Here is a 12,726-nt window from a genome sequence, read left to right as displayed (position 1 = left end):
CCCGAGGCCGAAGCGGAACGACAGAGCGGACATTGCCGCTCACGGGTGCGCTTGAAAAAGCTGCGGGGCCCCTCTCGGAGCCCCGTAACTCTGCGCTGCATAAGCGAGAGATGCCCGAGCGTCAATGCCGAGGCGGCAACACATCTATTGCAAGGCGAGCTGCATCATCTCCACGGCGACATCGCCGACACCTCTTGCGTCGAGAGAGCGACGGAGGGAAGCCGTGACGCCCGCACCGCTGGTGAAGGCCGTGAGTCCCGGGGGGATGTCGTCCAGGGGCTTACGACGGGATGGACCGAGAAGTTGTGTCACCCGGCGGGCGATGGCCGGCGCCGGGTCGATCCAGCTCACTTCCCATGGGGCAAGGCGCTGGAACCGCGCTAGCAGCAGGGGATAATGGGTGCAGGCGAGGCAGACCATATCCGTGCGCCGACCATCCTCTCCCTCGACGAAGCAGGGTGCGATTTCGGCGGCGAGCAACGCATCGTCGACAGGATGCCCCGCAAGTTCGGCCTCGGCATAGGCCGCCAGATTCGGCGATCCGACGAGCGTGACCACGCAATCGCCCGCATAGGTCTCGATCAGGTCGTGGGTGTAGGGCCGCGCAACCGTCCCCGGCGTCGCCAGAAGAGTGATCCTGCGTGAACGCGTCGCTTCCGCCGCTGGCTTGATCGGTGGCACGACGCCCACGAAGGGGGTGGAGAAACCTGCCCGGAGAGCGGGAAGCACAAGGGTCGATGCGGTGTTGCAGGCGATAACGATGAGGTCGGGCGCGTGGCGCGCGATCAGTCGCTCCATCACCGTCGTGACGCGGGCGACGAGGATGGTCTCGGAGAGGCGGCCATAGGGAAAAGCCGCATCGTCCGCCGCATAGACGTAACGCGCGTCGGGGCGGGCCCGCCGGACCTGTTCGAGAACCGTCAGCCCCCCGAGCCCCGAATCGAAGACGAGGATCGTCGGGGTCGGCCGCATCTCGGCAACCAGGGCCGCTGTCATCGCTCCCGCCATCAGATCGATCCGCATACGAGCCTTGCCTGGACACAGTGCGTGGATGGCAGAGTGTCGGGCGACAGGGTTAAGGCCGTGTCACTGCGGCATGAAAAAGGCCCGGCATTTTCAGCGCTTGTGCGCCGCGGCGATGGGCGCAGACGAAGGGCCGTTGCCGAATGGCAGCGGAGCCATATTTCCGCATCATGGATGCGAGTGGAGTGATCGACATGGCAGCGACAGCGGCAATTCGCGAGACCTCGCACCATCAGGCAGACGGCGCAGCATTCCCGCCGCCTAACGTATCGGCGCGACCGGTGGATCGCGCAGCCTGGATCAGAGCCTTCCGCGCGGTACGCGACGAAACGGAGCGCCGCGCTGCGCCGCTCTCGCCGGAGGACCAGCAGATTCAGTCCATGGCGGATGCCAGTCCGACGAAATGGCATCGGGCCCATACCACGTGGTTCTTCGAGCAATTTCTCCTGCGTGATCACGTCCCCGGCTACCGCATCTATGACGAGCGGCTGCACTACCTGTTCAATTCCTATTACGTCGCGGCCGGCCCCCGGCAGCCGCGAATCATGCGCGGCCTTATCACCCGCCCGACCGCCGACGAAGTCGCCGGGTACCGTGCCCATGTGGACCGGGCAGTGGAAAGCCTCCTATCGGATGCTACCGACGCGACCCTCGAGACCGTGTTGCCGATCCTCGAAATCGGCCTCTATCATGAGCAGCAGCACCAGGAATTGCTGCTCACGGACATTCTCCATGCCTTCGCGCAGAACCCGCTGAGCCCCGTCTACGATGCCGGATGGCGATTTCCCCGTCCGGTATCGCGCGGCGGAGCCGCCGAACTGCGGGGTGGGGTGGCGAAGATCGGGCATGAGGGCGAAGGCTTTTCGTTCGACAACGAATCGCCGCGACATGAGACTCTGATCCTGCCGTGCCGGATCGACAAAGGCCTCGTCACCAATGCGCAATGGCTCGCCTTCATTGAGGATGGCGGCTACGCGCGTCCTGAACTCTGGCTCTCGGATGGCTGGCTCGCGGTGCAGGCGGAGGGCTGGGAGGCCCCTGGCTACTGGCAGCGCAACGATGCAGGGCAATGGTCGAGCATGACCTTTGACGGGCAGGCAGGCATCGACCCAGCCCTGCCTGTCACCCATGTGAGCTATTTCGAGGCGGATGCCTTCGCCCGATGGGCAGGGCGCGACCTGCCAACCGAATTCGAATGGGAGATTGCCGCCAAGGAGGGCCTTCTCGACGACGCTTTCGGCCTCGTCTGGCAATGGACCCGCTCGGCCTATTTGTCCTACCCGGGCTACAGGCCGGTGTCCGGTGCGCTCGGCGAATACAACGGCAAGTTCATGTCGAACCAGTTCGTTCTGCGCGGTTCCTCGGTGGCGACATCGGAAGGACATGCCCGCATCGGCTATCGCAACTTCTTCTATCCCCACCAGCGCTGGCAATTCACGGGACTGCGGCTGTCGAACTATCGCGACTGAGCATCGTTTCCCACACCCGCGTAACCCAGCGTCCTTTGGCGTCCTTCGGAGACTTGCCCGTGACCATCAATCCCGTCTTCACGGACGCCACACCCCTGTCCGCCGTCAGCTCGGAAGAACAATTCCGCGATGACGTCCTGGTTGGACTCACGGCGGCGCAGAAATTCATTCCGGCGAAGTATTTCTACGACGAGGTCGGCTCGGATTTGTTCGAGGCGATCACCCGCCAGCCGGAATATTACCCGACCCGAACCGAGATCGGTATTCTGGATGAATCGGGGGCGGACATCGCCTCACTTCTTCCCCCGCGCGCGAACCTCGTGGAATTCGGTAGCGGCTCGACGGTGAAGGTCCGGCGTCTTCTCGTCCATCTGACTGATCTGGCGGCCTACGTGCCGGTGGACGTTTCCGAGAGCTTCCTGAGGAGCGAGGCCGAGACTCTGTCTCGCGATTTCCCTCGGCTGTCGATCCAACCGGTGGCCGCGGATTTCACCCGGCCCTTCACTCTCCCCGACGGGCTTTCCAACAGCGCCGTGGCGGGGTTCTTTCCGGGCTCGACAATCGGAAATTTCGAGCCGCCACAGGCGGCCCATCTCCTCGCCCATTTCGGGAGGGTTCTAGGTCGCGGGGCATCTCTCGTCGTCGGCGTCGATCTCGTGAAAGACAAGTCCGTGCTGGACGCGGCCTATGACGATGCGGCGGGAGTGACGGCGCGGTTCAACATCAACTTGCTGCATCGGATCAATCGCGAACTCGGCGCCGACTTCGACCCGTCAGCCTTCGCCCACCGGGCCTACTTCGCCCCGGAGGCTTCGCGGATCGAATTGCATCTCGTCAGCCTGCGCGCCCAGCAGGTATCGCTAGCGGGCCGCCAGTTCAGCTTCTCGGAGGGAGAGACGATCCATACCGAGAACAGCTACAAGTACACGATCGACGGCTTCCGCGACCTCGCCAGCCAAGCCGGATGGAACGTGGCCAAGAGCTGGACCGACGGCGAGCGCCTGTTCTCGGTCCATGCCCTGACACGCGGATAAGGATCAGGCTTTTTTCTCGAGCATCTGCTTGACCTGCATCAGCTGGTCCCAGACGGTCCCCGGGGTGGTGCCGAGCACGTCGAAACCGGCGCTGATGCCCCAATAGATCCCGTAGCAGATGATCGGAACGAGGATCCAACCCAGGATTTCCTCGCCCCGGCGACGGCGCATGCGCCGGCGTCGACGCTCTTCTCGGCGGGTCAGTTTCTGCGGGCGGGCCGCGACATGCGTGCCTTGGCTGGAGAGTGGCGTCAGGGGGCCCTCTTGCAGATCGCTCATGGATACTCCCCTGTTGTCGCGAGTGGCTATGACGATCACAGGCTCGATGCTCCTGGCGACGATCTGAACCGTCGCCGGACACCTGAACCTGTCATGTCGCTCGGCGAGCCCCCTCGCAGGATTCACGACCGGACGGGCGCCTATGCACCCATTCGAACGCGGTTGCTAACGACCGATCATGCCCATGTCGACCACGGGACCGACGTTTTCGTGGCACGATACGAAGTCTCGATCATCCAACCCCGTGGGTCTGACCCATTTGTGCATGGCATAACGCAGAAGGGGCGCATCTTCCGTTGAGGAAGACGCGCCCCTTTTGACCGATGCCTCGTGCGATCAGGCTCGAACGAGAGGAACCTTAGGAACGGTGCGGACACCGCCCGAACCGCCGGAACCGCCCTTGTCGTCCTTCTTCGCCTCGTCCTTCTTCCGCGGAGCAGCCTTCGCCCGGCTACGCTTGCGCTTGCTGCCACCGGCGTCGGTGACGTCCTTTTCCGGCTTGGGCGTCACCGGGCCGGCCGGGAACTCGAAGGCCAGTGCATCTTTCTGCGCCAGCGCCTCGCCGTCCTCAGCTTTCTTCAACACCACCCTGACCGCGCCGCCATCCTTGAGACGTCCGAAAAGCACCTCGTCGGCGAGTGGAGTCTTGATCGTGGTCTGGATCAGGCGTGCCATGGGCCGCGCGCCCATCGCCTCGTCATAGCCATTCTCGGTCAGCCACTCGCGTGCTTCGTCGGACAGCTCGATCGTGACGTTGCGGTCGGCGAGCTGGGCCTCGAGCTGAAGCACGAACTTGTCGACGACTTTGGCCACCACGTCCTTCGGCAGATGTCCGAAGGAGATGATCGAGTCTAGGCGGTTCCGGAATTCGGGCGCGAAGAGCTTGTTGATCGCCTCCACGTCGTCTCCCGTGCGCTTGGTCTTAGTGAAGCCATAGGCGGACTTCGCCATGTCAGACGCACCCGCATTCGTCGTCATGATGATGATGACGTTGCGGAAATCGACCTGCTTGCCGTTGTGATCGGTGAGCTTGCCGTGATCCATCACCTGCAACAGGATGTTGAACAGGTCGGGATGAGCCTTCTCGATTTCGTCCAGCAGCAGCACGCAATGCGGATGCTGGTCGATCCCGTCCGTGAGGAGCCCGCCCTGGTCGAAGCCGACATAGCCGGGCGGTGCGCCGATCAGGCGGCTCACCGTATGCCGCTCCATATACTCCGACATGTCGAAGCGGATCATCTCGATGCCGAGCGATGAGGCCAGTTGCTTGGCCGCCTCCGTCTTGCCGACGCCGGTCGGGCCGGCAAACAGGTAGGAACCGATCGGCTTGTCGGGGTCACGCAGACCGGCACGGGCCAGCTTGATCGCCGAAGTCAGCGCCTCGATGGCATTCGACTGGCCGTAGACGACGCGCTTCAGGTTCTCGGTGAGGTTCTTCAGAACCACCGCGTCGTCCTTGGAGACGGTCTTTGCCGGGATGCGGGCCATCGTGGCGATGGTCGCCTCGATCTCCTTGACGCCTATAGTCCGCTTGCGGCGGGCTTCCGGCACCAGCATCTGCGAGGCGCCGGTCTCGTCGATTACGTCGATCGCCTTATCCGGCAGCTTACGGTCGTTGATGTAGCGCGCCGACAGTTCCACGGCGGCCTTCACGGCCTCGGTCGTGTACTTGAGTTTGTGGAACTCCTCGAAATAGGGCTTGAGCCCCTTCACGATTTCGATAGCGTCCGGAATCGACGGCTCGTTGACGTCGATCTTCTGGAACCGGCGCACCAGGGCACGATCCTTCTCGAAGTACTGGCGATACTCCTTGTAGGTGGTCGAGCCGATGCAGCGGAGCGAGCCATTGGCGAGTGCAGGCTTGAGGAGGTTCGATGCGTCCATCGCGCCGCCGGACGTCGCACCGGCGCCGATGACCGTATGAATTTCATCGATGAACAGCACCGCGTTCGGATGCGCCTCGATTTCCTTCATCACCTGCTTGAGGCGCTCCTCGAAGTCGCCGCGATAGCGCGTGCCGGCAAGCAGCGTCCCCATGTCGAGGGAGAACACCGTCGCATCAATCAGGACTTCCGGGACTTCCTTGTTGATGATCTTGCGCGCCAATCCCTCGGCGATGGCAGTCTTGCCCACGCCCGGGTCGCCCACGAGCAGAGGATTGTTCTTCTGGCGGCGGCAAAGGATCTGGATGGTGCGCTGGACCTCGCTCTCACGTCCGATCAGCGGATCGATCCGACCATCACGGGCCTTCTTGTTGAGGTTGACGCAATAGGCATCCAGCGCGTCACCCTTCTTCTTCGTTCGGTTCTCGGCCTCATCGCCGCTCGGACGCTCGGACGAGGGCTCCTCTTCCGCACCGCGAACCGGCTTCGCCTCCGAAGCGCCCGGGCGCTTGGCGATACCATGGCTGATGTAATTGACCGCGTCGTAGCGGGTCATGTCCTGCTCCTGCAGGAAATAGGCGGCATGGCTTTCGCGCTCGGCGAAGATCGCCACGAGCACGTTGGCCCCGGTCACCTCTTCCCGGCCGGATGATTGGACATGGATGACCGCCCGCTGGATGACCCGCTGGAAGCCCGCCGTCGGCTTGGCATCCTGCCGGCCATCGCCGATCAGGTTGGCGAGTTCGGTATCCACATATTCGACCAGGCTGCGTTTCAGCGTGTCGACCTCGACGTTACAGGCGCGCATGACGGCTGCGGCATCCTGGTCGTCCACCAGGGCGAGGAGCAGGTGCTCCAGCGTCGCGTATTCGTGCCGGCGCTCGCCGGCGAGCGCCAGGGCGCGGTGGAGAGCTTGTTCTAGGCTGCGAGAGAAGCTGGGCAAAAGCGGGTCCTCGTGTGGGGTGCCTATTTTTTTTCCATGACGCACTGGAGAGGATGTTGGTGTTTACGCGCGAAGTCCATGACCTGCGTCACCTTGGTCTCCGCCACTTCGTACGTAAAGATCCCGCACTCGCCGACGCCGTTCTGATGCACGTGCATCATGATCTGGTAGGCATCGGCCTGTGATTTATTGAAGAACTTCTCGACCACGTGCACGACGAATTCCATCGGCGTGTAATCGTCGTTGAGCAGGAGGACGCGGTACAGGCTCGGCCGTTTGGTCTTGGGCTTGGTGCGCGTGATGATCGCCGTCCCCGAGCGACCGTCGTCGGTGCCACCCGGTCCAAGGGGATCAGCCGCGCGCGGCACCGTGGGACCGGCAGAATTCGCGCCATCACGTCCGATGGTCGCGGCGAAACTGCCGTGATCCATGACGGAAGAGACCAGACAACGCATCGGGTCGTCGAACATCGGAATAGCATCGACCCCATTTGTGGCAGCGGAGTCCGGACGCGGATATGTAAGAACCGACCGGTTTCCCGACTGCACGCTGGCGCGGCGCACCTGCTTCTCGTCCAATCTATAGGCCGTTTCCGGACTTCGCCAGTCGCCTGCGCGCACTTGTCCGGTCACTCGACGCCACGGATGCCTACCGCCGGGCGGACATCGCCCGGGTCCGGCGCCGGAAGGTGCCGTGGCGCACGAAAAAGGGCGACCGAGCCGTCGCTCGATCGCCCTTCGGAATAGCTTTTTCGGTCTCTCGGGCGCTGGCGCCGAGGGAGCTCAGTTGGTGGCGGGAAGCTTGATCTTCGTCAGGCCCTCGAGCGGCTTGCCGATTTCCTTGGCGAGCTCGGCATACAGGCCGCCGACCAGCTTCGCTTGAGCGACCATACGCTCGTAGGACGCCTTCATGAACTCGGCCTGGATTTCCATGGCGCTCTGAGGGGTCTTCGCCTCGGCCAGCTTCTTCATGGTGGCGGTGCCATGCTCGAACGACTGCTTGGTGTAATCCGCCATCTCGGTTCCGACGGTCTGGTTCGTCCGCGCCACCAGCGACACGTTCTTCATCACCGAGTCGATGCCGGATTTGTCGAAAGCGGGGATCTTGTCGAAAAGCTGACTGGTCATGGGATGCGAGATACCCTTTCGGGCATTCCTCTGGGGCCGGATGTCGACAAGGCCGGTTCCCCGACCCGCGGAAGCGACCAATGCCGTCTCTATGTGCGATGCAACATGGAACGTCAAGATCATGTTGCATCGCAGCAAAAACGGTCAAATCAATCGCCAGGCATTAACCGGGCCGTAACCGCGTCGACCTAGCCTGATTGACAGATGTTGCGAGGTCACGGCGGCACGTTCGCCGGCTTTGCAGTGATGATGCAGTGCAAGCCGATCTCACGATCGGTTGTCGAGGACACCCCGTCGCGATGCGTAGCGTTCCGAGTCGCTCCCGGACGACCCATGGACTGCCGGCCCTCATTGCGGCCGCAGCCGTTCTCACGGCCATCGCCTCGCCCGCCGACGCGCGTCGTGGGCACCATCACCGGGGCGGCGGGGGCTACAACCCACCCTACGCCGCCATGGTGATCGACGTGAAGACCGGCCGTACCCTGCATGCGGTCAACGAGGATTCCCTCCGGCATCCGGCATCGATCACCAAGGTGATGACGCTCTACATGCTGTTCGAGCAGCTCGAGCGCGGCCGCTTCAACCTCGATTCGCCGCTGACCATCTCCGCCTTCGCAGCCTCCCAATCCCCATCCAAGCTCGGGCTCCGGCCTGGCTCGACGATCGAGGTCGAGGACGCGATCAAGGCCATCGTCACGAAATCCGCCAACGACGTGGCTTGCGCCATCGGCGAGAACATCGCCGGCTCCGAGCCGAAATTCGCCGAGATGATGACCCGCAAGGCGCAGGCCCTGGGCATGACCAGGACCAACTACGCCAATGCCTCGGGTCTGCCGGATGCGGACCAGATCACCACGGCGCGCGACCTGACCATCCTCGCCCGCGCGATCCAGGACCGGTTTCCGCGCTACTACAAATATTTCCAGACCCGCTCCTTCGCCTTCCGTGGCCGGGTCATCGGCAACCACAACCGCCTCCTTGGAAATGTCGAGGGCGTCGACGGTATCAAAACCGGCTACACCCGCGATTCGGGGTTCAACCTTATGACCGCCGCCAAGTCCGACGACCGCCAGATCGTTGCGATCGTGCTCGGCGGAAAGTCGGGCGCCAGTCGCGACCGGATCATGGCCGATCTCGTCCGGGCGAACCTGCCCCGGGCCTATGCCGGCAACCGGCAGACCCCGGCCGTGACGGAAGTCGCCGAGCGTGGCCGTCCCGCCGTGGTGGCGGACGCCACGTCGCGGACCCGCACGCAGGTCGCCTCGGCCGATGACGAGGACGTGGAGGTCGAGACCACCGCTTCGACCCAGCCCCTCGACATCAGCCCGCGCCAGACAACCACGCCCGGAAGCGCCGGCGCCAAGTGGCGGAGCGGCGCCCTCCCGGCCTCGGCTCAGGCCTATGCCCCGAGCAGCGCGCCCGCCGCGTTCCCGGGAGCCAAAACCTCGCCAAGCGGCAAGTCCGACGCCCGCCTCGCATCGGTCGACGGCGCTCGGTCCGACCCCGCACCGAAGGCAGCATCCACGAGCCGCGTCACGCCCACCGCCTGGGTGATCCAGCTCGGCGCCATGGACGACGAAGACAAGGCCAAATCGATGCTCTCCGAGGCTCGCAGCCGGGCCGGCAGCGCGCTCTCCAAGGCGTCACCTTACACCGTGCGGGTCGATCACGGCGGCGCCACCCTTTACCGGGCGCGGTTCTCCGGCTTCAGCGAACAGGAAGCCGCCCAGGATGCCTGCTCGACCCTGAAGCGCAACGGCTTCAACTGCTTCGCCACGCGAAGCTGAACTCCACCAACGCGACGGTTTCCCTCTTCAGGATGCCGAACCCGTCCTGACAACGGCGACGACGCCCTTCGCGTCTTCGTCGAACCCCGACGGCTGTTCGCCGGTCGGGTCTGATCGAGCATTTTTCTGGCAACGCGCGTGGAGTATCAGCGATGTCGGCTCACAAGCCTGTCTCGGGCCGCGTTGATACGCGAAGCCCCCTCGACCGTTCCGCCCTGGTCGGGATGCCACCGTTTCATCAGCGTGCGATGAGCCGTGCGGATCTGCTGCAAGGTCGCCCCGCTCTGAAGCCCCAGGATCTGGTGAGCCTCCTCCTGCGTCATCGACCCTGGATCCGGCGGACGGCGCGACCGCGCGTTGGCATCTCTCTCAGCGTCTACACGCCCGGCGGCCGTCCTGCCGTCGAGATACGTCTGTAGCCGGCGGGCGGCGATGCGATCCACCTTGCGGCAGACCGCGAAGATCTGCATCAGCGCCGCATCCGGAAGCTGTGACAGGCGACGGCCGGCATAGGGACCGATCTGAACGATCCCGTCAGCGGTCCGTCCGTCTGGCATCACCTCGAACAGCACGATCGTGGGCCGTGCGACGGCAACACGCCCGACCAGTCCGCGCAGCCGGACGACGAGGGCATCGACACCGTCGAGAAACCAGAACGCGATGCCCCCGAACAGGATCGCGAGTTCGACCCGTCCGCGAATAGCCGCCACAGCTGCCAGGGCGAGCAAGACATAGCCTCCGCTGCGTCTCACGACACGCGGCGTGATCAGGCGCCGCAAGCGCCGAACGAGTTGGGGCTTCGCGTTCTTCGCGTACCACCACAGGACGAACAGGGCCGCGAGGGCGGCGAGGATCGTCATCGGCGGATGTCGTGATCGAGCGAGACCCGTCCGGCGATCCGGATCTGGACCTCGCCAATCCGGTGCGAACCAATCCGCGAGCCGGCCCGCTCAGTGATACGGTCCGGGCAACGCTCACGAGACGGCGGACGAACTCCCTCGGGAGCGTCGCCGGCGCATAAGCGCCACGCCCTGTCGCTCGCTTCGGCCGGCATCGTGCCGAGCGTCAGCGCGACGCAGACGAGGGATCGGGACAGGCGGGCCTTCGTCGTCATTGCGTGTCTTGCGTGTTCTCGTGCGGCGCGGTTCCGTCCCTACTGCACCGGAAACGGCCGATGTGACAGCCCGAACCGGGAAAGCCTTATTGCCGCGTCTCTGCGACATCCGCCGTGGTGACCGTCACCTTGCGGATGCGTCCGTCCCGCTCGACAGCGAGTTCGATGGACTTGCCGATCCCCGCCGCTTCCATCGCGGCGGTGAGGTCGGCCAGGCGGTGCACGGGCTGGCCGGCCGCTCCGACGATGATGTCGCCTATCGTGCCGGTCTGAACGTCGACGCCACGCAAGCCGGCTTCGGCGGCCGGCGATCCGCGCAGAACCCGCAGGACCACGACACCATCGATCCCGAGGCGCGCGGCGGTGGCCTCCTGCCCGGCGATGATGCCGATCCCCGGATTGCGGGTGCGTCCGTTGCGGATGAGTTCGGGGACGACCCGGTTCACGACATCCACGGGAATCGCGAAACCGATGCCGGCGCTGGCACCGGAGGGAGAGTAGATCGCCGTGTTGACGCCCACGAGGCGTCCGGCGGAATCGAGGAGTGGCCCGCCCGAATTGCCGGGATTGATCGCGGCGTCGGTCTGGATGACGCCGGACAGCTCCCTCCCCTCCCCCGTTGGGAGGCGGCGGCGAAGCGCGCTGATGACACCCGTCGTCAGGGTATGGTCGAGACCGAATGGATTCCCGATGGCGAAGGCCGATTGCCCGACCTTGAGATCCGCCGAGGTACCGATGGCGAGGGGCGGCGGAACGGCGCCGGTGCCGCCGAGGCGAAGTACGGCGAGATCGTAGCTCGGCGCAGCGCCGACGATCGTCGCCGGACGGACTTCACCCGAGGAAAGGCGGACGGACACCGACCCACCCCGCTGGGCAGCCGATGCGACCACGTGATTGTTGGTGACCACATGCCCTGCGCCATCCCAGACGAAGCCCGTACCCGTCTGCGCACCGGTGCCGCCTTCGCCCTCCTCGGCGTCGGGGCTCATCAAAGAGCGCCCCTGTGCGGCGGCCTGGGCGAAGACATGCACGACCGATGGGCTCGCACGCTCGAACAACGTCGCGGTGGACGTTTCCGCTTGGGCCAGATCCCCCCGCGCCGTGATGGCCCGCGGGGTTTCGGCCGAGAACAGGAGGGCCGCCACATAGGGCTGCCCGACATAGAGGGCCATGAGCACCAGGGCCGCCGTGATCGCGATGCGGCCAAAGCGGTCCGACATGTCACATCCCTTTCACAGCTTTGGAAAAATTCTGGACTGCGTCTGTCGCATTAACTGGTCGGTCACGCATCTCCGTTCAACTGTTTTGACGGGCGGCACGATCCGGGTGCGCAGGCACACGGTTCCGCCCCAACGTTCAAGCTACAAGTACGACAAGCACTGCCACTCTCAACTCTTCATCATAAAAAGAGGGCGTCCCAGAGCAGCGGCTTCAAGCTTTGTGTCCAAAACATGATGCTTAAGGCAGGGGATAAAGGATTGGGTCTGCCATACTCATCATGGCAATGCCTAAATTGATCGCAAAGCTGCCCTAGAGATGCTTCCATTCTCACGGAAACACATCCCGCGCTGGCTGCGCCAAGTGCTGGTTCAGTCGCACAGACCCGCGGGGAATGACCCTCTCAGGTTCAAGGAAACATTGTTATGGAAACCGAAGCCCTCGAACGTCCTGCCGATCTGACGATCTGGCGGACCACTCCCGTCCCGGCGCCGCTGGCCCAGCCTGCGCGCTACGGCACCCTTCGCGAGGCGATCGAGGCCGCCGCAGGCGCCCTGACCGACCCGGCAAAGCAGCCATGGATCATCACGGAAGAAGGCGAAATTCTCTCGCCGAACTGGATCCGCACCTATCTCAACTAATCCGCTGTGGCTTCTGTCAGCCGACTGACGAGCTCTTTTAGACCCAGCCGCCGGCGCGGAACCGACCGCGCCGCGCAGCGGGCGTAACGATGATGTCGCAAGTCGGACCCGCCTGTCCGATGCATGCATCATCCTTTGCGGGCAACCCGACCCGTCCTACGGCATGGCCTGCCTCAATGCGGGCAATCATCGGGCCTTGTCGCCGATG

12 protein-coding genes are annotated in these 12,726 nt (G+C 64.3%); 4 read left to right on the top strand and 8 right to left on the bottom strand.

Annotated elements, in window-relative coordinates; translation table 11 throughout:
* Nucleotides 1–144 precede the first annotated feature (144 nt).
* A complete protein-coding gene (murI, locus tag ACYQML_RS11050) occupies nt 145–1,023 on the bottom strand; it encodes a glutamate racemase (RefSeq protein WP_461235535.1) in 879 nt (292 codons plus the stop codon).
* Between the two features lie 194 nt (nt 1,024–1,217).
* On the opposite strand from murI, the gene egtB reads away from it, so the two are divergent.
* A complete protein-coding gene (gene egtB / locus ACYQML_RS11045; protein ID WP_461225011.1) occupies nt 1,218–2,492 on the top strand; it encodes an ergothioneine biosynthesis protein EgtB in 1,275 nt (424 codons plus the stop codon).
* Between the two features lie 59 nt (nt 2,493–2,551).
* Nucleotides 2,552–3,526 carry an L-histidine N(alpha)-methyltransferase gene (gene egtD / locus ACYQML_RS11040; protein WP_461235534.1) on the top strand — a complete coding sequence of 325 codons (975 nt, stop codon included), beginning with the start codon at nt 2,552–2,554 and terminating at the stop codon, nt 3,524–3,526.
* 3 nt (nt 3,527–3,529) lie between these two features.
* On the opposite strand, the gene ACYQML_RS11035 is transcribed toward egtD, so the two are convergent.
* The 4 genes from ACYQML_RS11035 to ACYQML_RS11020 form a co-directional block, all read right to left on the bottom strand.
* A complete protein-coding gene (locus tag ACYQML_RS11035) occupies nt 3,530–3,805 on the bottom strand; it encodes a hypothetical protein (protein WP_056430939.1) in 276 nt (91 codons plus the stop codon).
* 336 nt (nt 3,806–4,141) lie between these two features.
* The gene (clpA, locus tag ACYQML_RS11030; protein WP_461235533.1) at nt 4,142–6,631 is read right to left on the bottom strand and encodes an ATP-dependent Clp protease ATP-binding subunit ClpA; all 2,490 of its coding nucleotides are present in this window, start codon (nt 6,629–6,631) and stop codon (nt 4,142–4,144) included.
* Between the two features lie 23 nt (nt 6,632–6,654).
* On the bottom strand, nt 6,655–7,062 hold the full coding sequence (gene clpS, locus ACYQML_RS11025) for an ATP-dependent Clp protease adapter ClpS (RefSeq protein WP_461225495.1): 408 nt from the start codon (nt 7,060–7,062) through the stop codon (nt 6,655–6,657).
* Between the two features lie 351 nt (nt 7,063–7,413).
* The gene (locus tag ACYQML_RS11020; RefSeq protein WP_056430945.1) at nt 7,414–7,758 is read right to left on the bottom strand and encodes a phasin family protein; all 345 of its coding nucleotides are present in this window, start codon (nt 7,756–7,758) and stop codon (nt 7,414–7,416) included.
* Between the two features lie 299 nt (nt 7,759–8,057).
* Here ACYQML_RS11020 and ACYQML_RS11015 point away from each other — a divergent pair, with 299 nt between their 5' ends.
* Nucleotides 8,058–9,545: an SPOR domain-containing protein gene (locus ACYQML_RS11015; RefSeq protein WP_461235532.1), complete on the top strand. Its 1,488-nt coding sequence runs from the start codon at nt 8,058–8,060 to the stop codon at nt 9,543–9,545.
* A gap of 146 nt (nt 9,546–9,691) precedes the next feature.
* On the opposite strand, the gene ACYQML_RS11010 is transcribed toward ACYQML_RS11015, so the two are convergent.
* From ACYQML_RS11010 to ACYQML_RS11000, 3 genes are all read right to left on the bottom strand, one after another.
* Nucleotides 9,692–10,405, bottom strand: coding sequence for a J domain-containing protein (locus ACYQML_RS11010; protein ID WP_461225016.1), 714 nt, complete (start codon nt 10,403–10,405; stop codon nt 9,692–9,694).
* Complete coding sequence (locus ACYQML_RS11005) at nt 10,402–10,659, bottom strand: hypothetical protein (protein ID WP_461225018.1); 258 nt, start codon at nt 10,657–10,659, stop codon at nt 10,402–10,404. The genes ACYQML_RS11010 and ACYQML_RS11005 overlap by 4 nt, the downstream gene beginning before the upstream one ends.
* Nucleotides 10,660–10,745: 86 nt before the next feature.
* On the bottom strand, nt 10,746–11,879 hold the full coding sequence (locus tag ACYQML_RS11000; RefSeq protein WP_461235531.1) for a S1C family serine protease: 1,134 nt from the start codon (nt 11,877–11,879) through the stop codon (nt 10,746–10,748).
* 423 nt (nt 11,880–12,302) lie between these two features.
* Here ACYQML_RS11000 and ACYQML_RS10995 point away from each other — a divergent pair, with 423 nt between their 5' ends.
* Nucleotides 12,303–12,518 carry a hypothetical protein gene (locus ACYQML_RS10995; protein WP_018044781.1) on the top strand — a complete coding sequence of 72 codons (216 nt, stop codon included), beginning with the start codon at nt 12,303–12,305 and terminating at the stop codon, nt 12,516–12,518.
* Nucleotides 12,519–12,726: the final 208 nt, after the last annotated feature.

The sequence above is a fragment of the Methylobacterium sp. CM6244 genome (assembly GCF_054817885.1).
Note: the sequence above shows the minus strand (reverse complement) of the source record. Positions and strands in the feature narration are given on the sequence as shown.